23 protein-coding genes and 2 pseudogenes are annotated in these 23,355 nt (G+C 71.9%); 11 read left to right on the top strand and 14 right to left on the bottom strand.

Going from position 1 to position 23,355, the window contains the following annotated elements; all coding sequences use genetic code 11:
- A pseudogene (locus ACFHWT_RS29115) lies at positions 1-206 on the top strand (hypothetical protein); the annotation flags it as partial.
- A gap of 77 nt (positions 207-283) precedes the next feature.
- On the opposite strand, the gene ACFHWT_RS29110 reads toward ACFHWT_RS29115, so the two are convergent.
- Positions 284-1,552: a CobW family GTP-binding protein gene (locus ACFHWT_RS29110; RefSeq protein ID WP_416597866.1), complete on the bottom strand. Its 1,269-nt coding sequence runs from the start codon at positions 1,550-1,552 to the stop codon at positions 284-286.
- Between the two features lie 45 nt (positions 1,553-1,597).
- Between ACFHWT_RS29110 and ACFHWT_RS29105 the strand changes: the two genes are divergently transcribed.
- From ACFHWT_RS29105 to ACFHWT_RS29085, 5 genes are all read left to right on the top strand, one after another.
- Positions 1,598-2,071, top strand: a complete 474-nt coding sequence (locus tag ACFHWT_RS29105; protein WP_416597865.1) for a winged helix-turn-helix domain-containing protein — start codon at positions 1,598-1,600, stop codon at positions 2,069-2,071.
- A gap of 200 nt (positions 2,072-2,271) precedes the next feature.
- Positions 2,272-2,559, top strand: coding sequence for a HesB/IscA family protein (locus ACFHWT_RS29100; RefSeq protein WP_123603598.1), 288 nt, complete (start codon positions 2,272-2,274; stop codon positions 2,557-2,559).
- 155 nt (positions 2,560-2,714) lie between these two features.
- Entirely contained in the window at positions 2,715-4,940 is a 2,226-nt protein-coding gene (locus tag ACFHWT_RS29095; RefSeq protein ID WP_416597864.1) for a putative bifunctional diguanylate cyclase/phosphodiesterase, read from the top strand.
- A 93-nt stretch (positions 4,941-5,033) separates the two neighbouring features.
- Positions 5,034-5,843, top strand: a complete 810-nt coding sequence (locus ACFHWT_RS29090; protein ID WP_416597863.1) for an SAM-dependent methyltransferase — start codon at positions 5,034-5,036, stop codon at positions 5,841-5,843.
- Positions 5,844-5,847: 4 nt separating this feature from the next.
- On the top strand, positions 5,848-6,726 hold the full coding sequence (locus ACFHWT_RS29085; RefSeq protein ID WP_416597862.1) for a helix-turn-helix domain-containing protein: 879 nt from the start codon (positions 5,848-5,850) through the stop codon (positions 6,724-6,726).
- Here ACFHWT_RS29085 and ACFHWT_RS29080 read toward each other — a convergent pair.
- On the bottom strand, positions 6,662-7,453 hold the full coding sequence (locus ACFHWT_RS29080) for a YqjF family protein (protein WP_416597868.1): 792 nt from the start codon (positions 7,451-7,453) through the stop codon (positions 6,662-6,664). The genes ACFHWT_RS29085 and ACFHWT_RS29080 overlap by 65 nt on opposite strands.
- 84 nt (positions 7,454-7,537) lie before the next feature.
- Here ACFHWT_RS29080 and ACFHWT_RS29075 point away from each other — a divergent pair, with 84 nt between their 5' ends.
- Positions 7,538-8,005, top strand: coding sequence for a PPOX class F420-dependent oxidoreductase (locus ACFHWT_RS29075; RefSeq protein WP_416597861.1), 468 nt, complete (start codon positions 7,538-7,540; stop codon positions 8,003-8,005).
- Between the two features lie 33 nt (positions 8,006-8,038).
- Here the strand turns inward: ACFHWT_RS29075 and ACFHWT_RS29070 are convergent, their stop codons facing one another.
- The 4 genes from ACFHWT_RS29070 to ACFHWT_RS29055 form a co-directional block, all read right to left on the bottom strand.
- Positions 8,039-8,245: a hypothetical protein gene (locus ACFHWT_RS29070; RefSeq protein ID WP_278174162.1), complete on the bottom strand. Its 207-nt coding sequence runs from the start codon at positions 8,243-8,245 to the stop codon at positions 8,039-8,041.
- A 114-nt stretch (positions 8,246-8,359) separates the two neighbouring features.
- The gene (locus ACFHWT_RS29065; protein WP_416597860.1) at positions 8,360-8,938 is read right to left on the bottom strand and encodes a hypothetical protein; all 579 of its coding nucleotides are present in this window, start codon (positions 8,936-8,938) and stop codon (positions 8,360-8,362) included.
- Between the two features lie 123 nt (positions 8,939-9,061).
- A complete protein-coding gene (locus ACFHWT_RS29060; RefSeq protein ID WP_416597859.1) occupies positions 9,062-9,796 on the bottom strand; it encodes an ABC transporter permease in 735 nt (244 codons plus the stop codon).
- Positions 9,793-10,692, bottom strand: coding sequence for an ABC transporter ATP-binding protein (locus tag ACFHWT_RS29055; RefSeq protein ID WP_416597858.1), 900 nt, complete (start codon positions 10,690-10,692; stop codon positions 9,793-9,795). Before ACFHWT_RS29055 ends, ACFHWT_RS29060 begins: the two co-directional genes overlap by 4 nt.
- 152 nt (positions 10,693-10,844) lie before the next feature.
- Here ACFHWT_RS29055 and ACFHWT_RS29050 point away from each other — a divergent pair.
- Together ACFHWT_RS29050 and ACFHWT_RS29045 are read left to right on the top strand one after the other, a co-directional pair.
- A pseudogene (locus tag ACFHWT_RS29050) lies at positions 10,845-12,115 on the top strand (sensor histidine kinase).
- A complete protein-coding gene (locus tag ACFHWT_RS29045) occupies positions 12,094-12,879 on the top strand; it encodes a response regulator transcription factor (RefSeq protein WP_416597867.1) in 786 nt (261 codons plus the stop codon). The pseudogene ACFHWT_RS29050 and the gene ACFHWT_RS29045 overlap by 22 nt, the downstream one beginning before the upstream one ends.
- Before the next feature lie 15 nt (positions 12,880-12,894).
- On the opposite strand, the gene ACFHWT_RS29040 is transcribed toward ACFHWT_RS29045, so the two are convergent.
- From ACFHWT_RS29040 to ACFHWT_RS29020, 5 genes are all read right to left on the bottom strand, one after another.
- Positions 12,895-13,605 (bottom strand): hypothetical protein, encoded by a 711-nt coding sequence (locus ACFHWT_RS29040; RefSeq protein WP_416597857.1) that lies wholly within the window; start codon positions 13,603-13,605, stop codon positions 12,895-12,897.
- Positions 13,605-15,914, bottom strand: coding sequence for a hypothetical protein (locus ACFHWT_RS29035; RefSeq protein ID WP_416597856.1), 2,310 nt, complete (start codon positions 15,912-15,914; stop codon positions 13,605-13,607). The genes ACFHWT_RS29040 and ACFHWT_RS29035 overlap by 1 nt, the downstream gene beginning before the upstream one ends.
- Positions 15,914-16,768 carry a hypothetical protein gene (locus ACFHWT_RS29030; protein WP_416597855.1) on the bottom strand — a complete coding sequence of 285 codons (855 nt, stop codon included), beginning with the start codon at positions 16,766-16,768 and terminating at the stop codon, positions 15,914-15,916. Before ACFHWT_RS29030 ends, ACFHWT_RS29035 begins: the two co-directional genes overlap by 1 nt.
- Before the next feature lie 217 nt (positions 16,769-16,985).
- Positions 16,986-17,690, bottom strand: coding sequence for a Crp/Fnr family transcriptional regulator (locus ACFHWT_RS29025; protein ID WP_416597854.1), 705 nt, complete (start codon positions 17,688-17,690; stop codon positions 16,986-16,988).
- 79 nt (positions 17,691-17,769) lie between these two features.
- Positions 17,770-18,900 (bottom strand): LCP family protein, encoded by a 1,131-nt coding sequence (locus ACFHWT_RS29020; RefSeq protein ID WP_416597853.1) that lies wholly within the window; start codon positions 18,898-18,900, stop codon positions 17,770-17,772.
- A gap of 238 nt (positions 18,901-19,138) precedes the next feature.
- On the opposite strand from ACFHWT_RS29020, the gene ACFHWT_RS29015 reads away from it, so the two are divergent.
- Positions 19,139-19,405 (top strand): GlsB/YeaQ/YmgE family stress response membrane protein, encoded by a 267-nt coding sequence (locus ACFHWT_RS29015; protein ID WP_416597852.1) that lies wholly within the window; start codon positions 19,139-19,141, stop codon positions 19,403-19,405.
- Positions 19,406-19,423: 18 nt separating this feature from the next.
- Here ACFHWT_RS29015 and ACFHWT_RS29010 read toward each other — a convergent pair whose 3' ends face one another.
- Entirely contained in the window at positions 19,424-20,581 is a 1,158-nt protein-coding gene (locus tag ACFHWT_RS29010; protein WP_416597851.1) for a tetratricopeptide repeat protein, read from the bottom strand.
- 120 nt (positions 20,582-20,701) lie between these two features.
- Here ACFHWT_RS29010 and ACFHWT_RS29005 point away from each other — a divergent pair, with 120 nt between their 5' ends.
- Positions 20,702-22,324 (top strand): PQQ-dependent sugar dehydrogenase, encoded by a 1,623-nt coding sequence (locus ACFHWT_RS29005; RefSeq protein WP_416597850.1) that lies wholly within the window; start codon positions 20,702-20,704, stop codon positions 22,322-22,324.
- Positions 22,325-22,428: 104 nt separating this feature from the next.
- Here ACFHWT_RS29005 and ACFHWT_RS29000 read toward each other — a convergent pair whose 3' ends face one another.
- Together ACFHWT_RS29000 and ACFHWT_RS28995 are read right to left on the bottom strand one after the other, a co-directional pair.
- Positions 22,429-22,902, bottom strand: a complete 474-nt coding sequence (locus tag ACFHWT_RS29000) for a hypothetical protein (protein ID WP_416597849.1) — start codon at positions 22,900-22,902, stop codon at positions 22,429-22,431.
- A gap of 87 nt (positions 22,903-22,989) precedes the next feature.
- Complete coding sequence (locus tag ACFHWT_RS28995) at positions 22,990-23,301, bottom strand: DUF2470 domain-containing protein (RefSeq protein ID WP_416597848.1); 312 nt, start codon at positions 23,299-23,301, stop codon at positions 22,990-22,992.
- Positions 23,302-23,355: the final 54 nt, after the last annotated feature.

Genomic DNA, 23,355 nt, shown 5'->3' with positions numbered 1-23,355 from the left:
CCTCCGGCTGGGGCACCGTCGAGCAGATTACCGACGTCGAGTACTCCACCACCGCGTTCCTCGACGCCCTGAAGCAGGTCGACGGCTGGCAGGACATGCCGCTGACCCAGGCCGCGCAGACGGTGCAGGTGTCGGCGTTCCCGTTCCACTACGCGCAGTGGGAGACCCAGGCCGCCGAACTCGTCGCCCAGCACTGGAACAGCTGACCCGAAACACCACACGCCAGTCGAAGGGCCGGACCCCGTACCCGGGGTCCGGCCCTTCGACGCATGCCCTGGCCAGGTCAACCGGGGCCGACCCCGGCACCGGCGAACGGGTCCGGCAGGTTGCGCCAGCCGGCCTCGCCGTCGGCGAGTTCGGCGTCGGTGAGCAGGCAGGCCGCCAGCCGGCGATGCAGGTCGACCGGATCGAAGTCGACGCCGACGAAGACCAGGTTGCTGTGCCGGTCGCCGTAGTACGGGTCCCAGTCCAGTGCGGCGGCCAGCCGGCGCTGCGGGCTCGCCTGCTCCCACTGCTCGTCCGGCAGATCGACCAGCCACCGGCCGAGGGTGTGCAGGGTGAGGCCGCCACCGGCACACTCCCAGCCGATCACCGTCTCCGGCCGGCTGGCCAGCCAGAGGTGCCCCCGGGACCGCAGCGGACCCGCCGTGACGTCGGCCAACGCGGCGTACAGCCGGGCGGGGTGCAGCGGGCGGCGGGCGCGGAACACCGCGGAGACGACGCCGCAGTCGGCGACCGGCTCGTGTATTCCGATCAGGTGACCCTCGACGCCGCGGTCCAGGACCGCCGGCGTCTCCGGCCGGTGCCGGTCGGTGTACCGCAGCTGGCCGGCGAGCCGGGTGGCGTCGATCGTCGGTTGGTCGCCGGCCCGCAGGTGCACCGCCCACGGGGCCATCCGGGACAGCAGCACACCGAGCCGGTGCGTCTCGAAGGCCTGGTCGGTCGACCCGCCCCACAGCAGGACCGTGTCGGCGTACTCGATCTGCCGGGCGATCACGTCGGCCAGCCGACGGCGGTCGCCAGGGGCGGCGGCGATGCCCAGCTGGCTCAGGTCGTCGGTGCTGGCCAGGCCGTCGAGCAGGTGGTCGGCGGCGACGACCGTGACGTACGAGTCGAACCGGACCAGGTCGCCGACCGGTCGCCCGGCCGGCTGGTCGGTCAGCTGGCCGGGTGCGCAGGCGGCGGCGAGCGTCTCCGGTTCGACCACTTCAGGCAGGACCAGCACGATGTCCCGGCCGGGTCGGGCGGCGGCGAGCCGGGCCAACGTGGCCGGTGCGTCCGCGCGCAGGGTGCAGCAGACACAGCCGTCGACAAGGTCGAGGCGGACGTCCTCGACCGGGCCGGTGCCGTCGCGGAGCACCCGGTGCGGGGCACCGTCGTGCGCCGGGCCGACGTCGTAGCGGACGACGAGCAGGGACGGATCGGCGGCGAGCAGGGTCCGGGCGACGGCCATCGTGGCGGCGGGCCAGAAACCGGACAGTACGGTGACCGCCGGGCGGGTGGAGGCGGCCCGGTGGGTGGTACGGCCGGCCGGAGCTGACGGTGACGGCATGCGGCCCCCCTCGACTGAAATGAAAACGGTTGTCATTATAGCCGAATGGACGCCACCCTTCGAGCCCGCCTCATGGACCTGCTGGAGCACCTGGTCGGCGAGCAGGTGCCGACCGGTGCCGACCGCCGCCCGGTCGCAGGGTCGCCGGTCGGGCACTCCGCACTACGGATCTACCCGGAGGCCAGGATGGTGCTGCTCGGAGCCGGCGAGATCCAACTGACCCGTCGCGAGTTCGACCTGCTGTACTGCTTCGCCAGCCACCCTCGGCAGGTGTTCACCCGGGCCCAGCTGCTCGACCGGATCTGGGGGCACCGCCGGTCCGGGCCGCGCAGTATCGATGTGCACATCCGCCGGTTGCGGGCCAAGCTCGGCGACGACCTCCCGGTGGTGCGGACCGTCCACGGAGTGGGATACCGCCTGGACGGTGCTACACCGGTCACCGTCGCCCGGCTGGCCGGCGCTGACGACGCAATCGGCAGCCACATCGGCGACAGTCGGGTAACGTGGAGATTTGACTGATTGGTGGATGTCCGGCACGGTGGGCGGGTAGACGGCCGCTGACCGACCCAGTCCCTGGAGCTTCCGCCGCCCGCCCTGACCGCCCGCCGCGCACTGTCCGCCGCGCCGTCAGCCCCAAACCCGACATTGCCGCTGAGCCGCCTCGCCGCGCCAGCCATCACCTGTTTCCGGTAGTTCCGAAATCCGATCAAGGAGTTGTCATGCTGACCATGACCGACAACGCGGTCTTCGTGATTCGCGAGATAACCACTCAGCAGCAGGCACCGGAGAGCGCCGGCCTGCGGATCTCGGCCGACCCGACCGCCGGGTCGCTCACCCTGACCGTCGCCGAGCAGCCGATCGCCGGCGACCAGGTGGTGGATTCGTCCGGTGCCCGCGTCTTCCTCGACGCCGAAGCGGCCAACCTGCTGCAGGACAAGTCGCTCGACGCCGCAGTGGACGACGACGGCGGCGTGCGTTTCGGCATCGCCGAGCAGCCGGCCGGCTGAGCGACCAGACGTCACAGAGCCGTTGGCGGGCACCGTACCGACGGGTGTCCGCCAACGGCTGACCGGCCGTGATGGAAGGTCCACCCGGTCAGGTCCCTTGTAAACTCGCCGACAGCCTGCCTTGCGGTATCCGTCACGGACGATAGATTCCGCCGGTGGCAGCAGACCGACCTGGCGGGGCGCGTCGATGGGCCGTCGTCGCCGGGGTCCTGACCATCACCGTCGAGGCGGGGTGGCTGCTGGCGACCGGCCCGGCCGCTGCACTGGTCAGCGACCTCGGCGCAATCACCGTCGCCAGTTGCGCCGCCACCGCCTGTGGGATCGCCGCCCGCCGCCACCCACCGCAGCTGCGCCGATTCTGGGTGCTGCTGGCGACGACCATGGCCCTCGCCGCCATCGGCCGGGTCGTCTGGACCGTCGGCCGGCTCACCGCCAACGCACTGCCGCACACCCCACTGATCGGCCTGATCTTCTTCGCCGGCCTCGTCACCGGAACCGCCGCGCTGCTCAGCGCGGTCTCCGCACCGCGTAGCGCGGTCGGCCGGGCCCGGGTGCTGCTGGACGGGGTGATCGTCGGGTTGGCGCTGCTCCCGGTCGCCTGGGTGGTGGTGTATCGAGAGATGGCCAGCGCCGAACTGGACGGTACGGCGACCGCGCTCGGCATGCTCTACCCGATGCTGGACCTGATCCAGCTCGCCGTACTGATCTCGGTCGCCGGACCGGCCCGACCACTGTGGCCGGCGCTGACCCTGCTCGGGGCCAGCCTCGCGGTGCGGGCCGGGGCGGACGCCGTCTACGTTTCGATGATCGCCCAGGGCACCTACCAGCCCGGTCACCCGGTGGACGTCTGCTGGCCGCTCAGCTACCTGCTGGTCGCGATGGCCAGCCGGCACCCGCCCCCGGCCGACCTCGACCAAATCGACGAGACCGCCGAGGCGCCGCCGCTGCCGTGGTGGCGGGTCGCGCTGCCGTACCTGACTGTCGGCGCGGCGATCGCAGCGGTCCTCACCGCCGGCGAACCGTCGTCGGTGATCTACGCCAGCGGTGTCGCGCTGCTCGCCGCGCTGGCCGTCCGGCAGGCCCTGGCCGCGAACGAGAACCGCCGGCTGGCCGCCCGGCTGCGCCGGCTCGCCTACACCGACCAGTTGACCGGGCTGCCGAACCGGCTGCTGTTCACCCGCCGGCTGCGTCAGTCGATCGCGGCGTTGACCGAGTCGGGCCGCGTCGCCGTCCTGCTGCTCGATCTCGACGGGTTCAAACAGGTCAACGACCGGTTCGGTCACGCCACCGGGGACGCGATGCTCAGCGAGGCGGCGGCCCGGATGCGGTCCGCCGTCGGGGACGCGGGGCTGATCGCCCGGCTCGGCGGCGACGAGTTCGCCGTCCTGCTCGACCCGGCCCACGACCCGGCCCGGCTGGCCGACCGGCTGCTCGCGGTGCTCGCCGACGGCACGGTCACCTCGGCGAGCATCGGCATCGCCGAGTACGGTCCGCACCACTGCGGCGACGCCGATCTGCTGCGCGACGCCGACATCGCGATGTACGCGGCGAAGGCGGCCGGCAAGTCCGCGTACCGGTTCTGCACGCCGCAGCTGCGCAAGGCGGCGGTGGACCGGGCCGAACTGATCGCCGACCTGCGCCGGGCGGTCGACGACGGCGGCCAGTTCGAGCTGGCGTACCAGCCGATCGTCGACGTCGGCACCGGCCGGATCCGCGGCGCCGAGGCGCTGGTTCGGTGGCGGCACCCACGGCTCGGGCTGCTCAGCCCCGCCCGGTTCCTGCCACTGGCCGAGGAGACCGGCCTGGTGCTGCCGCTGGACCGATGGGTGCTCGCCACCGCCTGCCACGACGCGGCCGCCTGGCAGCAGCTGGCGCCCGGCACCACGGTGGCGGTCAACCTGGCGCCGGCCCAGCTGCGCCGCCCTGATCTGATCGGCATGGTGGCCGGGTCGGTGTCGGCAGCCGGGCTGGCCGCACCCCGGCTGACCCTGGAGCTGACCGAGACGGCGCTGATCGACAGCACCGACGAGGTGCTGTCCCGACTCGCCCAGCTGCGCGAACTCGACGTACGGATCTCGATCGACGATTTCGGCACCGGGTATTCGTCGCTGAGCTACCTGCACCGCCTGCCGGCCACCGACCTGAAGATCGACCGGTCGTTCGTGGACCGGCTCGACTCGCCCGACCCGAAGGCCTACGCCACGGTCGAGATGGTCACCCGGCTGGCCGACGCGTTCGGGCTGGTGGTGGTCGCCGAGGGGGTGGAGACCGAGGTGCAGCACGGCGCGGTCGCGGCGATCGGCTGCCCACGGGCGCAGGGCTACCGGTACGGCCGGCCGCAGCCGGTGGCCCAGCTCCGTCAGCTGATCACCGCGCGATGACCAGTACTTCCACATGCGATCATGGTCATGTTGATCTGCCGTGGTTATGCTGGCACACCGTCAAGTACGCCCGATCCGTGAGGGATACTACAGATGGTCGATGAATCCGCTGGCGGGTCACGCCCGGTGCCCAAGTTGGACACCTCGGTGCCGCAGACCGCCCGGATCTGGAATCACTGGCTGGGCGGCAAGGACAACTACGCCGTCGACCGTGAGATCGGTGACCAGATCAAGGCGGCGTTCCCGCAGATCGTGGAGAATGCCCGGCTCTCCCGAGGCTTCCTGGTCCGGTCGGTGCGCTACCTGACCGGGCAGGTCGGGATCCGGCAGTTCCTGGACATCGGCACCGGCCTGCCCACCGCCGACAACACCCACGAGGTGGCCCAGGCGGTGGCCCCGCAGACCCGGATCGTCTACGTCGACAACGACCCGCTGGTCCTGGTGCACGCCCGGGCGCTGCTGACCAGCACGCCGGAAGGCGCCACCGACTACGTCGACGCAGACCTGCGCGATCCCGCGTCGATCGTGCGCGAAGCCGGCCGTACCCTCGATTTCAGCCGACCGATCGGCCTGATGCTGATGGGCATCCTCGGGCACATCGCCTCCGACGACGAGGCCCGCGACATCCTCCGCAGCCTGCTTGACGTCCTGCCGTCCGGTAGCCACCTCGCGCTCTACGACGGCGGCGACACCAGCCCCGGGGTGGTCGAGGCCGCCCGGATCTGGAACCAGTCCGCGAACCCGCAGTACCATCTGCGCAGCCCGGACCGGATCGAACGGTTCTTCGACGGGCTCACTCTGGTGGAGCCGGGGGTGGTGTCGGTGACCCGGTGGCGGCCGGAGCCGGAGCAGGCGCACGTGCCCGTCATCGACCAGTACTGCGGCGTCGGCCGGAAGCCGTGAGCCGATGATCGCCGTCGGGCACCAGGAGTACGCCGCTGGCGGACCGACGGTCCGCCGGATGCAGCTCGGTGCCCGGTTGCGCCGGCTACGCGAGGCCAAGGGGATCAGTCGGGAGGACGCCGGCTGGACGATCCGCGCCTCCGAGTCGAAGATCAGCCGGATGGAGCTCGGCCGGGTCGGGTTCAAGGAACGCGACGTGGACGACCTGCTCACCCTCTACGGCGTCGCTGATCACCTGGAACGCGGCGAGCTGATCACCCTCGCCCGGGAGACCAATCAGCCGGGCTGGTGGCATCCGTACGGCGACCTGCTGCCCACCTGGTTTCAGTACTACCTGGACCTGGAGTCGGCGGCCAGCCTGATCCGCACCTACGAGATCCAGTTCGTGCCGGGGCTGCTGCAGACCGAGGAGTACGCCCGCGCGGTCATCGACATCGGGTTCAATGAGTCCGGTGTCGGTGAGGTGGATCGGCGGGTCGAGCTGCGGATGGCCCGCAAGCGGGTACTGGACCGGGCCGGGGCACCCCGCGTCTGGGCGGTGATCGACGAGGCGGTGCTGTGCCGGCCGATCGGCGGAGCGAGGGTGCTGCGCGGGCAGATCGAGGCGCTCGCCGAGGCGAGCGAGCAGCCGGGCGTACGGCTGCAGGTGGTCCGGTTCCGCAGCGGCGGGCACGCCGCCGCCGGCGGGGCCTTCAGCATCCTGCGCTTCCCCGAGCAGGAACTGCCCGACGTGGTCTACCTGGAGCATCTGACCAGCGCGCTCTACCTGGACAAGCGGGAAGAGGTCGACCGGTACGCGGCCGCCGTCGGCCGGCTGTTCATTGAGGCCGACCCACCGGACCGGACTCGGGACGTGCTGCACCGCGCGTTGCGTGATCTGTGACGGTGACCGGCCGCCCGAACCGGACCGGCACGCCGGGGGAGTAGAGGACACTCACCGGTGGGCCGTCCGGGGCCGGTAACCCGCCGGCGGCGACCAGGTCGTCGGCCAGCTCGACCAGCTCGGCCCGGTGCAGCGGCCAGCCCGGATGCTCGTTGGGCAGGTAGCGGGTCGCGCCGTGGACCCGTTCATGCAGCCCCCACCGGGCGGTGAGAAAAAGCTCCAACGGGGTCGGCTCGGCGATCGGCGCGCCGACCCGGACCACCATCCGGTTGCGCGCGCCGCGCAGCCCCGGCCAGCGCCGCCGGCTGTGGTACGTCACCAGGTCACCATCGCGGTCCAGCCGCATCCGCGACCACAGGTACGGCAGCCGCAGGCTGGCCATCGCCACCAGCACCGGCAGCAGCCGGGCCGCGTCCAGGGACCGGAACACGACCCCGCGCCGGCCAGCGTCGTCGACCGAGTAGAGCCGGACGTTGGTCTCGCAGAAGGTGCCCAGGTACGGGATGCCCGGACCGGGCCCCAGGCCGACGCCGACCATCCGGAACCCGATCAGCCCGACGTAGCTGGTGCCGTCGAAGGTGTCCGGTCGGGTACCCGGCGGCAGCAACGGGGCGACCACCGCCGGGTTCACCGGCCAGTGCAGGAACGCCAGATCATGCCAGCCCTGCACCAGGACCGGCCGGCGGATCGGGCGCGGCGCGGTGACGGTGACCGGCTCCGGCGGCATCTCGGTACGGCTCATACGATCATCGTGACAGCCCAGCACACCCGTGTCCGCAGCCGACTGCGGCGAACCTGAGGAGCCGTACACATGGCACGTGCCATCGCGACGAACACCCGCGTCGACCGGGCCGGCCTGGTCGACTTCCTGCGGACCCGGCACCGGGCGGTCCTGATCACCACCCGCGCCGACGGCCGCCCGCAGGCGTCCCCGGTCACCTGCGGGGTCGACACCGACGGCCGGCTGCTGGTCGCCACCTACCCGGACCGGGCGAAAGCGGTCAACATCCGCCGTGACCCGACGGTGTCCGCCTGCATCGTCTCCGACGACTGGAACGGCCCGTGGGTGCAGCTCGACGGGGTGGCGGCGGTGATCGACATGCCGGACGCGCTGGACGGGCTCGTCGACTACTACCGCTGCGTCGCCGGCGAGCACCCGGACTGGGACGAGTACCGCGCGGCGATGCGCCGGCAGGACAAGTCGTTGATCCGGATGGTCGTGGGCCGCTGGGGACCGATCGCCACCGGCGGCTTCCCGCCGCACCTCGCCGACGACTGACAGCGCTCCGCGCCGGTCACTCGGATCCCCCGGTCACTCGGACGGCTCGGGGAGGTCGCAGTCGATCTTCGGGTTGACGCCGATGTAGTTCAACGGTCCGGCGATCACCGTCACGATCGTGGTGCCGGCGTGGGCACAGTTGGTGTCGTCGCGCTCGAAGTAGCCGCGTTGCACCGCCGCGACCACCCCGATCACCAGCCAGATGAGCACGATCACGCCGGATATCGAACCGCCACGCATCACTGCCTCCTCAACTCGTCGACGCCGTACCGGCCCCGCCGCACGCGCTGGCGGCGGGATCCGGTCGACGGATGGGCAACCTGGTACCCAGTGACGTCGCCGAGGTAACCGCACTCATCGCCCGGCCCGGCGCCAGAACTGCCGCCGCCCGGCCTGCGGCACCTGCTCGTCGCGAACCACGACGTCGATTTTGCCCAGTTCAGCGCGGAGCAGTTCGGCCTCTGCCCGGTCACCGCGCTCGACCGCCCGCTGCCGGGCCGACAACAGCGGATCCGCGCCGTCCGGCAGGTCGGGCAGGCCCGGCACCCACAGCCGGTACGCCGCCCGGTACGGGTCGCCGTCGGGCTGCCACGGGTAGCCGTGCCGGCGCAACGCCGTGCCGAGCCGATCAGCGGGCAGTGCCCCGGACCGCAGGCAGAGTTCCTCGCCGCGGTGACCGAGCACCACCAGGCGGGCGCCGTCCAGGAAGACCGCGCCGACGGCGGTACGCGCAATGGCCACCCGCCGCTGCTCCTGCCGTACGGTCAACTCGTCGCGGTCGACCGTGACGAACAGTTGCTCGTCGGCGGCCATCCCGGCCAGCACCAGCCCGGCGAGCAGGCCGAGCGCCGTACCACCGATCAGGGCCGGTAGCCACGGCACCGTGTCGATCAGCCGCAGTGGGCCGGCCAGCGGCACCCAGGCGAGACCCAACGCCCAACCGGCGAACGGCTTCAGCGCCGCGCCGAGCCCGGCACCGGCCGCGACGAACAGGCCGGCACCCCGTACCGCTCGATCGCGCCCGGACCGACGACCACCCGGCCCCCGCCGATCGGATCAGGCGATGTCACGGCGTTCGATCCGCAGCATCCCGGCGACCAGCGGCAGCAGCACCCAGACCGCCACCGACGTGGCCAGCCGCGCCCACTGCCCGGCGGTGACCTCGGGGGAGAGCAGCGGCTCGGTGGTCAACGACAGGTCCAGCCACTGCGCCACCGGTCGCAGTCGCTCGACGACGCCGCCGAGGACCGTCCAGGCCGTCGGCAGCAGCAGGAGCAGCACGATCGCGACCGGCGTGTTCAGCAGCAGCATGCCGAAGGCCAACCCCATCACCACGTTGATCACCTGGAAGAGCGCCGCGTAGCCGATCAGCGTCGCTTCGATCCGCCAGCCGCCGGTCCCGCCGGTGGCCGCCGCGACGGCCGTGCCGGCCGCAGCCGCCGCCAGGCTGGCCGGCACCGAGGCGACCGCAGCGACCAGCGCCGCGACCAGCTTCGCCGCCAGCACCCGACGCCGTACCGGTTCCAGCGCGAAGGTGGTCAGCGCGGTCCGCTGCGACCACTCGGTGGTCACCAGCATCACCCCCAGCACCGGCAGCAGGAACGCGACCGGCAACGACGCCAGCACGAAAAACGTCCCGAACGTCTGCTCGGCCGGGTCGGCGAACAGCACCAGCACGGCGACGATCGCCGCCGTTGACAACCCGATCGCCCCCAGCAGCCAGGCGCCGGCCCGGGTATCCAGCATTCTGCGCAGCTCAACTAGGATCAGCCGCCACCATCGGATGTTCATCTGACCGCCTCCCGTACCGAATCGCCCGCCGTCAGGGCGAGGAACATCTGTTCCAGGCCGCCGGTGTCGGCCGGCCGCAGCTCCAGCAGGACGGCGCCCGCCGCCGCCGCGACCTCGCCGACCGTCTCGGGTGGGGCCGACACCAGCAGCCGGCCGTCGACCGTGCCGACCTGGTGGCCGGCGCGGTCCAGCGCCGTCCGCAGCGCCTGCTGGTCCCGGGCCCGGACCAGGGTGCCGCCGTCGCCGGCCAGCAGTTCGTCCTTGTCGCCGGCGGCGACGACCCGGCCACCCCCGATCACCACCAGCCGGTCCGCCACCGCCTCCACCTCGCGCAGCAGATGCGACGAGAGCAGCACCGTGCCGCCCCGGTCGGCGAAGTCACGCAGCAGTCCGCGCATCCAGAAGATGCCCTCCGGGTCGAGCCCGTTCGCCGGTTCGTCGAGGATCAGCACCCGTGGCTCGCCGAGCAGCGCGTGCGCCAACCCCAGCCGCTGGCGCATGCCGAGCGAGTAGGCCCGTACCCGCCGGCCGGCTGCCGTCTGGTTCAGCCCGACCAGGTCGAGCAGTTCGCCGACCCGGGCCCGGGTCGCCCCCATGGCGAGCGCCGCGACGGTCAGCGTCTCCCGGCCGGTGCGGCCCGGGTGCATCGCGGCCGCGTCCAGCAGCACGCCGACCACCCGCCCCGGGTCGCGCAGCTGCCGGTACGGCAGCCCGTCGATGGTCGCGGTGCCGGCCGAGGCGGTGGCCAGGCCACAGATCATCCGCAGCGTCGTCGACTTGCCGGCCCCGTTGGGCCCGAGGAAACCGGTGACGGTGCCGGCGGCGCAGCTGAACGACACATCGTCGACGGCGACCTGTCGTCCGTACCGTTTGGTGAGATCGCGTACCTCTATCACCGCTTCAGCGTCGCGTCCCGGCAGCCGGCAGCGCAGCGGCCGTCGGTCGGTGCCGGCCGGACCCCGGTCGGTCGTTGGGTGATCCTTGGTCGATCGTCAGTACCGACTTTGGTAGCTGTCCGCGACCGCGATCCCTTCCGTACGCTGGCCGGATGAGCGCGGTGCCGGCTCCCGACAATCCCTGGCTGCTGCCCGGCGCACTGGTCGCCGAGTCGCCGGGAACCGGTCGGCGCAGCACCCGCGACTGGATCGTCGACGGCGTCGCGTTCGGGCTGGCGGTCAGCTACCTGCTCTTCGCGGCCTGGGATCTGCGCCAGCCGCAGCCCTACCTGACCGCGACCGGTACGAGCGAGCCCTGGCTGCTCCGGCTGGATCTGCTGCTCGGGCTGGCCTGCTGCGCGCTGATCTGGCTGCGCCGCGGGTGGCCGGTCGCCGGCGCCCTGGTCGCGCTGCCCGCCGGGGTGCTGTCGGTGAGCGCCGGGATCGCTATCGTGATCCTGCTGTTCAGCGTCGCGGTGCACCGCCCGTTCCCGGTCGCGGCGGCGGTGAACGCCGCGCACGTCGCCGTCGCGCCCGGGTACTACCTGCTCTACCCGGACCCGGACCTGAACCTGCCGGGTGCGGTGCTGTTCACCGCGATCATCCTCGGCACGGTGTTGGCCTGGGGGATGTTCGTCCGGGCCCGCCGGCAGCTGATCGTGTCGCTGCGGGACCGGGCCCACCGGGCGGAGGCGGAGCAGCAGCTGCGGGTCGGCCAGGCCCGGCAGTTGGAACGCACCCGGATCGCCCGGGAGATGCACGACGTGCTGGCCCACCGGATGTCGCTGCTCAGCCTGCACGCCGGGGCGCTGGAGTTCCGTCCGGACGCCTCCCGCGAGGAGATCGCCCGGGCCGCCGGAGTGATCCGGGTGACCGCACATCAGGCGTTGCAGGAGCTGCGGGAGGTGATCGGTGTGCTGCGGGCCGAGCAGCCGACCACCGGCGTCGTCGACACCGACCCGAGGCCGGGCGACCGTGCGGCTGAACCGCCCCAGCCGACCTTGGCCGACCTGCCGGGCCTGGCCGACGAATCCCGCCAGGCCGGCGCCCGGGTGAGCCTGGTCAGTCGGATCGATCACGCACAGGCGCTGCCGGCCGCGCTCGGCCGGGCCGCGTACCGATCGTGCAGGAGGGTCTGACGAACGCCCGCAAGCATGCGCCGGGTGCGGCGGCGACCGTCGCGGTCACCGGTCGGCCGGGGGACGGGTTGACCGTCGAGGTCGTCAACCGGAGCCCGGTGGCCCCAGCGGCGGCGATCCCGGGAGCGGGGACCGGCCTGGTCGGACTGGCCGAACGTGCCAGCCTGGCTGGTGGGCGGTTGACCCACGGCCCGACCGAGTCCGGCGACTACCGGCTCGCCGCCTGGCTGCCGTGGCCGACGTGACCGCGGAGCCCGGCGGCACCGATCCGACCGGCGGGTCGGGCGTCACGGACCCGGCCGGCGGGTCCGATCGGGCCCCGGTGCGGGTCCTGATAGTCGACGACGACCCGCTGGTCCGGGCCGGCCTGTCGATGATCCTCGGCGGTGCGGCCGACCTGCGGGTGGTCGGCGAAGCCGGCGACGGCGGTGAGGTGCCGGCGGCGGTCGCCGCGTACATGCCGCACGTGGTGCTGATGGACATCCGGATGCCGCGGGTCGACGGGCTGACCGCCACTGAGGCGCTGCGCGCCCGGCCCGACCCGCCGCACGTGGTCGTGCTGACCACGTTCGACGCCGACGAGTACGTGCTGCGTGCGCTGCGGGCCGGGGCCAGTGGCTTCCTGCTCAAGGACACCCCTCCGATGGAGATCGTCACCGCGGTCCGTCGAGTGAACGCCGGTGAGCCGATCCTCTCCCCGGCGGTCATCCGACGGTTGATCACCCATGTGGCGGGCCAGCCGCCGGCCCCGGCCGACGTGCGGCCGGGACCGGCGGCGGACCAGACCAGGCGCCGGGACCGCGCCCGCCGGGTCCTCGACGGGCTGAGCCCACGGGAACGCGACGTCGCCGTCGCGGTCGGCCAGGGACGGTCGAACGCGGAGATCGCCGCCGAGCTGTTCATGAGCGTCGCCACCGTCAAGGCGTACGTGTCGCGGCTGCTGTCCCGGCTTGATCTGAACAACCGGGTGCAGATCGCTGTACTGGTGCACGACGCCGACCTGACCTGAGTACGGGCCCGGCGGTCAGACGTCGAGAACTCGGCCGGCGAGGTCACCCCGGTCGAAGGAGACGAACACGTCGCCGAGCCGGTCCAGCAGGTAACGCCGCTCGTCGGGGGTGAGACCACCGACGAAGTCCTGCACCGTTTCGGCGACCACTGCGGCCTGCCGGTCGCCGCCACCGGTCAACTTTGCGGCGACCTGCTCGAAGGTGTCGTCGAGCAGCGACGTCATCGCGTCCGGGTGGTGCATGAACCAGTAGGACCGGGCGGTCGCCGGGTCGGTGAGCACCTTGTCCCGCAGGTAGCCCATCTGCTCCTGCTCCAACTGCTGACGAAGCCGCTGCATCCGCAGCTCCCGGGTGAGCTTGTCGACCGTCTTCGTGTCCTGTTCGGCCTCGGCGTCCACCACCAGGCTGACCGTGCAGCTCAGCAGCCGTAGGTGCGAGGCGGTCAGATCCATCTGCGGCAGCCGGGTGTTCAGCTCGGCCTCCAGCATGGTCCGCTCGGTGACCTTGCGCGGGGCGGCGATCCGGCGGGCCGCGTCCAGCATGCACCAGCGGACCGTGGCGGCGGCCCGGTCATGCTGGCGCAGCGGTTGCCACGCCGTGGCGAACGTGGCGACGAACTCGGTGCCGGGCAGCGCGGCCGGCAGCCGGTCGGTGAACACGTCCTCGTCCGGACCGGGAAGCACCGGTACGGGGTTGTTACGGAACATGTCGAAGAAACCGGGCATCACAACTCCTCGGCGGCACTGGAAAGCGGAGACGACAGCAGCGGTGCGGACCGTGGGCGGGCCGCGATCGGGTCCGCGCGGCGCAGCTGGTCGACGAGGTGCCGGCGGAGTTCCGCCTGACGCGCCGGATCGTCGGTGGCCGGCCAGTCGGTCAGCAGCGCGCGCAGCCGGGCCACCCGCCGGGCAGCGGCGGGACCGGCGGTGACGGTACGGCCGAGGACGTGGGTGAGCGCGTCGACCAGCCCGGGGTCGGCCGCCGCGTCGTCGAACCACCGGTGCAGCAGGGCTTCGACGCTGCCCGGCAGCTGCCGGACGTCCAGCGCGCGGCCCAGCGCCACCCCGATGTCGTCCTGGACCACCGGGGCGGCTGCGACGAGCTCGGCGAGCACCCGGTCGGGCTGCCGTACCAGCGTCTGCGGCCCGGCGGGCTGGTCGGCCGGGCCGTGGGCCGGGCCGTCAGCGACCCGAGGCTGCTCCGGCCGGCCGAGCAGCTCCAGCGCGACGGCGGCGAGCGCGGCCCGCCGGGGCTGGTCGTCGGCCAGCCAGTACGCCAACCGCAGCAGCACCTGCTGGCGCAGCGCCGGCCGCCGCCACAGCGCCGCCAGCGCGGTGAGCATCGCCTCGTCGACCTCGGCGATGTCGTGCCGGGCCAGGTGGCCCAGCCGGACCATCGCCTGTTCGACGTAGAAGTCGGCGAACTCGCCACCGCAGACCTCGGCCACCGCGATCAGCACGGCCGGACTGCTGCTGCCCTGCGCCCAGCGGTAGAGCTGCTGGCGGACCGCAGCACCGATCTCCGGGCTGAGCGCGGCGATGCCCAGCACGTGCACCAGCGCGCCGCGCAGCCCGGCGCGTCGGCTCCAGGCCGGTGCCACCTGGCTGAGAATCTCGGGGGCACGCCGCCGGAGCGCGGTATTCAGCACCAGTTCGGCGCTGCGGGTGGCCAACCCGCGGTCGACGGGACCGCGCCGCTGGCCGCCCGGCAGCGGCAGCTCGGACACCCACCGCCACAGTTCGCGCTGGAACGTGTCGGCCCGGTCGGTGATGACAAAATCGAGCACCGCCTCCGCGTACCGGGCCCGGCGGTAGCGGACCGTGTGACCGTCGTCGAGGTACGCGTCAACGGCCTCGACGAGAGTACGGACGCCGGCGTGCCCGAGGCCGGCCGGTGGCGCGTCGGCGCCGGCGAGCCGGGCGTCGAGCGCCTCGGCGGCGCCGAGTACCCGTCCCGCCGGGGCGCCCTCCAACGCCGCGGCGGCGACCAGGAACGCCCGGTGGCGAGGGTCGGGATGGTGGTGGAACCAGGCGGTCAGCTCCACCTCCCAGTTGTGGTACGCCGACACCAGCGCCTCGACCAGCTGCCGGCCGGCGTCGGATTCGGCGGTGACCGGCGGGCCGGCCGGCCCGGGCTGGGTGGTCAGCACGTCGGCGGCGAGCTGGGCCAGGCGGACCGCCTCGGCGGGTGACGCGTCGACCAGTAGCTCGGCGATCTGCGGCTGATCGGCCAGCCAGTCGAGCGCCAGCTCCGGCCGGAGCTGGCGCAGCCGCCGGCCGAGGACCAGGTCGGCGGGTGGCGCCGCCACCTGCAGCACCGGGCCGTCGCGTACCGCGCCGAGCTGCTCCCAGGTCGTGCCGGTGACGGTGACCGCGATGGCCGAACCCCGCCGGGCCAGGCTGTCGCAGTAGGCGCCGATGTCACGGGCGAAGCCGTACTGGATGTGCGGCGCGTGTTCGGGCAGTTCGAGCAGGTACGCGTAGCCCGGCGCGACCGGCAGCTCCGCGATGGTCAGCTGTTCGCCACGGGCGGGGTCGAAGGTCGGCCGGATCTCCCGCAGCCGTAGCCCGGTGCCGTGCAGCAGCCGCAGCGCGGCCGTGTACCGCCCGGTCCCGGGGCCGCCGACCAGGATCACTCCGCCGTCCCGGCGCATCCGGGCGACTGCGGTCTCGGCGGTCAGCCGGTCGCCTGCGCCGGTGCGGTAGCCGGGGTCGACGAATCCGGCCAGCCGGTCCCGTACGTACTCCGTACTGAGCTCGTGGTAGTCCCGTACCCGCTGGATGTACTGGTGCAGACCGCCGTAGAAGACGTTGGCGACCTGCCCGTCGTTGTGGTCGATGGTCACGGCGGCACCGGTGCCGCCGGCCGGCAGGTCGGGGTCGCCGCCGTCGTCGAGTTCGTCCAGCGCGTCGAGTTCGTCGAGGTCGACCAGCTCCGGTAGGTCTCGGTCGGCGAGCTGCGCCAGGTCTCGGTTGGCCGGATCCGACCGGTCGGGGTCGGCAAGTTCCGGCGGGTCCCGGTCGGTACGGATCATCAGTGGCGTCCGCCCCGGGACTGCCACATCCCACCGTTGACCTGGTTGGCCGCCTGCCCGGCGTTGCTGCGGATTCGTAGCTCGCCGGTCTGCGCGGGCTGTCGACCGCCGACGTTGCCGGTGGCTGCGCGTCCGCTGTCCGGTGCCGCCGGGCCGGCCGCTGACTCGGGCTCGGTCGGCCGCGGGGCGAACCGTGGCACCGCCAGCAGGCTGCCGGACGGCTCCGGCACGTACAGCCAGGCCGGCTGGCTGAAGCTCTTGCCCGGCACGGTCGCCGCGACCTCGATGAAGTGGTCCGGGTGCCGGCTGGTGTAGCCGGCCCGGACGACGTCGGTGAAGACCCGGTCGGACAGGATCGCCGCGACGTGGGTGATCGTCGGCTGGGCCGAGTCGAGCATGATCCGGACGGCGTCGGAGTCGAGCAGCCGGTGGGTCTCGTTGCGGGCGGTGCCGTTGCCGGACCGCTCCGGTCGGTCCGGGTCGACCGGCAGCGGCCCGACGTGCAGGCTGGCGCGCAGCCGGATGACGGGCTGGCCGCGCGGGACACCGGCGTTGTGTTCGGCCAGCACGTGCTGCAGCACCGCGAGGAACGGGTGCACCAGCGCGGGGAGCAGCCGGGTCGGTACGCCGATCGCGAGCCCGTCGCCGGTGTCGCCGTAGAACAGCGGGTTCTGCCAGGCTTCGCCGATCGCCGCCGCCTCGAAGGCCTGCCGGACCAGTCGGGGAATGAGCTGGTTGATGTCCTGATGGGTGCCGCCGGGCTCGGCGGTGAAACCTTTGGCGTCGACGGCGAGGACGCCGGTGTACGGCGGCAACTCCCGGGTCACGGTGAATGGCGGAGGTGTGACGACCACCGGTGCTCCTGTCGAAGATCGAGTTTCGTCGGCTCCGCATCGTGCCCGGGTTACCCGGCGATTTCTGCCAACCAGTGGGCAACACGGCCATCAATGGACCAAGGTGGTCACCGGGTGGCCGGTCCGCGACCCGGACCGAACTGATCGCGGTCCCGGCCCGACAATCGGTTTCCCACCGTCTGCTGTTCGGTCGACGGGCATTCAGATCGGCGGATACTCAGGTCGACGAGTGGCTGCCGGAGCGTGGTCCGCTGTATCCGATCCGGGCGAGCCGGCCGAGGTCGAGCAGCATGAACCGGCGGGGTGCGGTCGCGATCAACTGGTCGTCGCGGAACCGGCTGATCGCCGTCACCACCGCGTTGCGGGACGCTCCGATCAGTTGAGCCAGGCCGTCCTGGGAGAGTCCGAGGTCGAGCGAGGCATGGTTCGGGCCGTCCGGTGTGGCCCTGGCGAGCCGGAGCAGCGCCCTGGCGAGCCGTTGCGGCACCGGTAGCGAGGCGATCTCCACCCGCTGCTCGTCGGATTCGCGCAGCCGGGCATTGGTGTAGCGGCGCAGCGCGGGGTGCAGGTCGCGGCCGTCGACCACGGCGAGGAACTGTTCGGTGGTCAGCTTCCGGGCGGTGACCGGGCGCAGCACCGATACGCTGGCCGACCGGGGCGTGCCGTCCAGCGCCGCGATGTCACCGAGTAGATCCCCAGTGGATCGTACGGTCAGCATCGTCTCGCTGCCGTTGGCCTCGGTCCGGTACACCTTGACCGCCCCGTCGAGCAGCAGGAACACGTCGCGGCTCTGCTCGTCCTGGAGGAAGAGTCCATGTTTACGGCCTAGCTGGACCGGCTGCCCGGCCTGTTGCAGTGCCTGCCAGTCGGCAGCGGTGACGTGGTTGGTGAAGCTGACCCGGACCGGGTACGCGGCGGTCATGGGGACACCGTACCGATGTGGACCATGCGGCGGGAATCACGGTGACGGATGTCCTGATGAGCCGGACGGTCAAACCTGCTCAATCCCGCTGGACGGCGTCGGGGTTGGCCAACAGGTAGTCGTCCAACGTGCCGGTCCGTACCGCGTCGAACATCTCCAGGCTCTCCGGCGTGAGCCGTTCGGCCGCCGTACTGCTGAATCCGGCCGGATTGAACTCTCCGCCGTTGGTCTTCACCATGATGAGGTCGTTCGCGGTGATCCCGCGCAGGGTGAATACGAAATCGGCGATCGAAACGCCCCCGGTGTCCAGTACGAATGCCTTGCCGGCTGCGGTGATGACCCGGTCGATCTTCGCCGGGTTGGTCAGTACGCCGGTGCTGCTCGCCTCCTGCACCATGGCCTTCAGCAGCTGCCGCTGGTGGCGCTGCCGGTCGTAGTCCCCGTTCGGCAGGCCGTAGCGCTGGCGGGAGTAGTCCAGCGCCTCCCACCCGGCCATCCGCTTGCAGCCCTCCTCGTGCCACAGCTCCTCGCCGCCGCCGACCTCACGGGCCTCGGCCAGCCAGGTGGGCTCGCCGTCGACCAGCCGCATGTGCTGCGACTTCACCCGCTGGTCGACGCACATCCGGACCCCGCCGAGCGCATCGATGACGTTCCGGAAACCGCCGAAGTCGATGATCGCCGCGCCGTCGAACTCGATGCCGGTCAGGTCGTTGAGGGTGAGTGCGACGAGTTGCGCCCCGCCGGCCCGGCCGACTCCGTTGCGCGAGCCGGCCCGGAACACGTCGGTGATCTTCGACTCGCCGCCGGGGTATCCGCTCGGCTCGAACGCCGGTGCCTCGACCCAGGTGTCCCGGGGGACCGACACCAGGTACGCCTGGTCGTGGGTGGCCGGCACGTGCAGGATGATGATGGTGTCGGAACGCATCTCGCCAGGCCGGCTGCCCCGCTCGTCCACGCCGAGCAGCAGCATGGTGATCGGCCCGTCCAGTGCCTCGCCGTCGGGCTCCTGCGGGACCTTCGCGGCACCGGCCAGCAGGTTCTGCTGCTGGATTCGACCCGTGTACCGGTCGATCAGCAGCTTGCCGCCGACGACCGCGGTCGCGCTGGTCGCCATCAGCAGCGCGCCGACGGCGATGGTCAGCACCGCCCAGATCGGGGTGCGGCGGCGCGGTCGGGAGGCTGTCGTAGCGGGTGCGTCCGGTGCCGACATGCCGATGCTCCAGTCGAGGGGCGACGAAGGGAGGACAGCTCTGTCTTACCCGAGAGATTATCGCGTCATGCTGCGAATCTGCTGAGAAGATCCAGCTCAGTGCGACTATCCACTATCATTCGTCGATGGCTGTCCGGTGCTTGGCGGGATGGCGTCGTTGCCCGGTTCTGGCATGGTGGTAGGAGAGGGCCGACAGTGCGGTAAGGGACGGCCAGCCGACCGGTACAGGGGGCATACGGTGGAAATCGACGGAATCTTCTCGGCGCTGATCATCGGTCTCGTCGTCGGAGCGCTCGGGCGGCTGGTCGTCCCGGGCAAGCAGAAGCTGAAGATCTGGGTCACCTTGCTGATCGGTGTGGTGGCGGCGTTGCTCGGCACCCTGGTCGCCAGCCTGTTGGGGGTGGCCGAGACCCGGGGCGTCGACTGGATCGAGCTCGCGTTGCAGGTGGCGCTGGCCGCGGTCGGCGTGGCGGCCATCTCCGGAGCGGCCGGCAAACAGGGATAGCAGTCGGCGGGCAGAAAGTCAGCCGGGCCGGCCGGTCAGCCAGGTGCGCTCGATGGCCCCGAGGTAGCGGTCCCGGTGCTCCTCGCGGGCCAGTGACCGCAACAGGAAGTCCATGTGGTCGCAGATCTCCCGGGCCCGTCGACTCGACTGGCAGGTCTGGTAGAGCACCGCGGCGTGCAGGTCGGCCTCGGCGTAGTTGCCGCGCAGCACCTCGTCGGTCCACCGGATCAACGACGCCCACATGGGCTTGATCTTGGCCCGGCGTTCGCTGGAGTCGAGCCGGCTGATGGCTTCGGCGGAGCGGTCCCGGGCGTGTGGCAGCGCCTGGCCGTGGGCGGCGAGCAGTGCCAGGAAGAACGGGGTGGAGACGAGTTCCTGGTCCAACCGGTTGGCCTGCTGGTGGGCGTCCCGGGCGGCGGTGAAGTCGCCGTTGTCGCGCAGCAGCAGTCCGAGACAGTTCCAGTTCTGCGCGTCGTGCGGTCCGTGCTTGGTCGAGTTGCGGGCGTAGGCCAGCGCCCGGTCCGGTCGCGCGTAGCGGTGCAGCAGGGCCAGCGCCCGGTCGGCGGCGTCGGTCGGCAACCGGTGCGACATGGCGGTGGTCAGCTCCTCCTCGGCGGCGGCGTCCTCGCCGAGGTTGGTCAGCGACCGGCCCAGCCGGTAGCGCACCCGGGGGTTACGCGGATCGAGTTCGACCGCCCGGCGCAGGCATTCCACCGCCTTCTCGTAGTAGCCCTCCCAGTACGCGGCCTCTCCCTGGTTGAACAGGTAGGAGACCTCGACCTGGGTGGTCAGCCGGTGATCGAAGTCGCTGAGCCGGGACCGCATGTCCTCGATCAGCAGGTGTACCTGCTCGGACTGGCGTTCGGCCCGGCCGACCGCCGTCTCCACCCGGCCAACCAGCGTGTCGGCCTGTGCGGATAGGGTCTCCGCCTGGTCGATGGCCCGGTCGGCCTGCGCGACGATCTCCTCGGCGACCACCCGCTGGCGGTCGAGCTCCAGCCGGGCGCGGGCGCCGGTGCGCCGGATGGTGCGCAGTTCACGGACACCGACGAAACCCGCGAAGACGAAGACCACCGTCAACGCAGTGACTAAAAGGGCAAAAGCCGCGATTATCCCACCGGACCAGGCGATCACCAGTTCGGCGATCTGGATCGGGTCGGGGGAGTCCGGCTCCATGTACCCAGAGTAACCACATTGTGCGCCTGTTTGACTACCCTGAGTGGTTGAATCTACGTCCGCCGGGTGGCGGAGGCGTGGCGATCGGGTCACCCTGGTCATAAGCTGATCATCATGAATATGAGAGATCCTCGATCTTTGGCGTTGGCTGGTTGGCGGGTGGCCGCGTCGACACTCGCCGCGACCGCGCTGACGCTCTCCTCAACCGCGGCCCATGCCACGCCGTACACCGACCCGCACGCCGAGCCCGCCGACCTCGCCTCGGCGGCGACCTCGGCGGTCGCCGAGGTGCCGCTCGACCAACTCTCCGTCACCAGCACCCAGGTCGCCTTCGGACTGCAACGACCGACCGCGATGGTGGCTCCGGACGACGGCAGCGGCCGGCTGTTCATCACCGAGAAGGCCGGCCGGGTGCGCGTCTACCATCCGGCCTCCGGCCTGGCCGAGGCGGCGTTGCTGGACATCGGCGACCGGGTCGACACCTCCGGCAACGAACGCGGTCTGCTGGGCATCGCCACGTCCCCCGGGTTCGCCGCCGACCCGGCGATCTACCTGGCGTACACCGCGCTGCCCGACGGCGCGGTCACCCTGTCCCGGCTCCCGCTGGACGCCGCCGACCAGCAGCCGGTGCCGGCCGACCGGGAGGAGATCCTGCTGAGCCAGCCGCACGCCGAGTACGCCAACCACAACGGCGGGCAGCTGGCCTTCGGCCCGGACGGCCACCTCTACTGGAGCATCGGCGACGGCGGCGGCGCCGACGACGTGCTCGGCACTGGTCAGGATCTCGGCACCCTGCTCGGCAAGATCCTCCGGCTGGACGTATCGGCCGCCTGCGGCGACCTCGCGTACTGCGTACCGGCGGACAACCCGTTCGTCGACGAAGCCGGCGCCCGCGCCGAGATCTGGGCGTACGGCCTGCGCAACCCGTGGCGGTTCTCGTTCGACCCGGCGGACGGCTCGCTGTGGATCGCCGACGTCGGACAGGGCAGCTACGAGGAGGTCAACCATCTGCGCGGGGTGGCCGGGGCCAACCTCGGCTGGTCATGTCGGGAAGGTCCGGTCGAGTTCGACCCGCAGCGGTGCGACCCGGCCGCCGAGTACGTCGACCCGGTGTTCCACTACCAGACCTCGGTGGGTGGCTGCGCGGTGATCGGCGGCCACGTCTACCGGGGCAGCGAATCCGCCGCCGCCGGTACCTACCTGGCCACCGACTACTGCTCGGCGACCGCGTACGCGATCCGGCCCGACGCGGACGGTGGGTACGACACGGCGGTCATCGGTGAGCTGCCGATCCAGCCGACCACCCTCGCGGTGGCCGCGGACGGCGAGTTCTACCTCGCCAACGACCTGCCCGGCCAGCTGCACTGGATCACCTTCGAGGCCGACGAACCGGAGCCGGTCGCCGAGTGCCTGGTCGACTACCGAGTGGACAGCGACTGGGGGTCGGGCTTCACCGTGACGGTCGGCGTCACCAACACCGGTGACGAGCCGATCGACGGCTGGTCGCTCGGTTGGTCGTTCGCCGGCGCGCAGCAGGTAGCGGTCGCCTGGAACACGGTCATCACCCAGGACGCGGCGACGGTGACCGCCACCAACGCCGCCTGGAACGCGTCACTGCCCGTCGGCGGCCGGGTCGAGTTCGGCTTCCTCGGCAGCGGCGGCGGGGGCGCCGGACCGGTGCCGGCCGGGTTCACCCTCAACGGTCTGCCCTGCGACCCGGCACCGGCCGTGACCACCGGTTAGAACCGGCTGGAACCAACGCCGTCCCGGAGCGTGGGGGTACCGGTCGAGCTTGATGCCGCAGGTGCATCCTGATGCACCTGCGGCATCAGCCCTGGCAGGCGACGTCAGTTCAGTGGCCGGGCGACCACCGGCTCGCCGGGCGGGAACTCCTCCGGGTCGACCACGGCGATTGCCCCGCCGCCGAAGAAGCCGTGGTTGACCAGGACCAGCCGGTGACAGTCCGGGTCACCGGTGCGGTCCGGCAGTTGGCCGGCCAACGCCCGTACCTTGGTCGCGGACGTCTCGTCGAGGGTGAAGCCGTCCGGCCCCCACACCCCACGTACCTGGAAGAACTCCTGCTCGCTGCGCTGCACGTCGCCGTTGAGGACGATCATCCGGTCGGAGCCGGTCAGCGCACTGGACGCCTCGTTCAGCCCCCACGCCGAGTACGTCGCGCTGCCGGACTCGGGTGCTTCGCCGATGCCGATCCCGGTGCACCCGGCGATCGACAGCACGGCGACGGCCGTCGCCAGCCAGGCGGCGAGCCGCACCGCGACAGCGCTTTGCGAGATATGCCCGTGATGCCGTTTGGCAACCATTTCGTGATGGTCGCACACGCCGGAGGGCCCCGCTCGCCATGCAGTCAGCCGTTCGCCGGCCGAGGCCGCCCCTTGCCGTTGAATCGCTTACCCGGACTCCGCCGGCCGGGGCGTGACGCCCAGTTGGGCGCAGGCCTCCTGGTACATCCGGACCACTTCGTGGCGGACCTGGACCCGTTCGGCGAGCCGGTACGCGAACGGCACCCGGACCGGCACCTCGACGCCGGCCACGGTGGCGGCGAACTCGATGCCGTCGGCGTCCAGGCCGGTCATCCGGGCCGCCGTTGCCTGCGGGGTGCCACCCAGCGACCGGCAGATCAGCAACGAGTCGGCGGCGTGGTCGTCGTTCATGTGCCGGGCCACCTGGGCGACCACCTCGGGGGTGAACGGGTCGGTCATCAGAGTCCTTCCGTGGATACGTCGGCGTTGCGGCCGGGGAGGAAACGGAACCCC

This window comes from Micromonospora sp. LOL_021 (assembly GCF_048060215.1).
Lineage (GTDB): Bacteria > Actinomycetota > Actinomycetes > Mycobacteriales > Micromonosporaceae > Micromonospora_E.
The sequence above is the reverse complement of the archived record's forward strand: the minus strand, read 5'-3'. Positions and strand labels throughout refer to the sequence as shown.

Bases quoted from the DNA above. Each gene is read 5' to 3' on its own strand.
- ACFHWT_RS29020 (WP_416597853.1), bottom strand. From the start codon at position 18,900: ATGTCGGCACCGGACGCACCCGCTACGACAGCCTCCCGACCGCGCCGC.
- ACFHWT_RS29100 (WP_123603598.1), top strand. From the start codon at position 2,272: ATGCTGACCATGACCGACAACGCGGTCTTCGTGATTCGCGAGATAACC.
- ACFHWT_RS29040 (WP_416597857.1), bottom strand. From the start codon at position 13,605: ATGCCCGGTTTCTTCGACATGTTCCGTAACAACCCCGTACCGGTGCTT.
- ACFHWT_RS28995 (WP_416597848.1), bottom strand. From the start codon at position 23,301: ATGACCGACCCGTTCACCCCCGAGGTGGTCGCCCAGGTGGCCCGGCAC.
- ACFHWT_RS29005 (WP_416597850.1), top strand. From the start codon at position 20,702: ATGAGAGATCCTCGATCTTTGGCGTTGGCTGGTTGGCGGGTGGCCGCG.
- ACFHWT_RS29105 (WP_416597865.1), top strand. From the start codon at position 1,598: ATGGACGCCACCCTTCGAGCCCGCCTCATGGACCTGCTGGAGCACCTG.
- ACFHWT_RS29010 (WP_416597851.1), bottom strand. From the start codon at position 20,581: ATGGAGCCGGACTCCCCCGACCCGATCCAGATCGCCGAACTGGTGATC.
- ACFHWT_RS29060 (WP_416597859.1), bottom strand. From the start codon at position 9,796: ATGAACATCCGATGGTGGCGGCTGATCCTAGTTGAGCTGCGCAGAATG.
- ACFHWT_RS29110 (WP_416597866.1), bottom strand. From the start codon at position 1,552: ATGCCGTCACCGTCAGCTCCGGCCGGCCGTACCACCCACCGGGCCGCC.
- ACFHWT_RS29075 (WP_416597861.1), top strand. From the start codon at position 7,538: ATGGCACGTGCCATCGCGACGAACACCCGCGTCGACCGGGCCGGCCTG.
- ACFHWT_RS29035 (WP_416597856.1), bottom strand. From the start codon at position 15,914: ATGATCCGTACCGACCGGGACCCGCCGGAACTTGCCGACCCCGACCGG.
- ACFHWT_RS29090 (WP_416597863.1), top strand. From the start codon at position 5,034: ATGGTCGATGAATCCGCTGGCGGGTCACGCCCGGTGCCCAAGTTGGAC.
- ACFHWT_RS29080 (WP_416597868.1), bottom strand. From the start codon at position 7,453: ATGCCGCCGGAGCCGGTCACCGTCACCGCGCCGCGCCCGATCCGCCGG.
- ACFHWT_RS29025 (WP_416597854.1), bottom strand. From the start codon at position 17,690: ATGACCGCCGCGTACCCGGTCCGGGTCAGCTTCACCAACCACGTCACC.
- ACFHWT_RS29000 (WP_416597849.1), bottom strand. From the start codon at position 22,902: ATGGTTGCCAAACGGCATCACGGGCATATCTCGCAAAGCGCTGTCGCG.
- ACFHWT_RS29070 (WP_278174162.1), bottom strand. From the start codon at position 8,245: ATGCGTGGCGGTTCGATATCCGGCGTGATCGTGCTCATCTGGCTGGTG.
- ACFHWT_RS29085 (WP_416597862.1), top strand. From the start codon at position 5,848: ATGATCGCCGTCGGGCACCAGGAGTACGCCGCTGGCGGACCGACGGTC.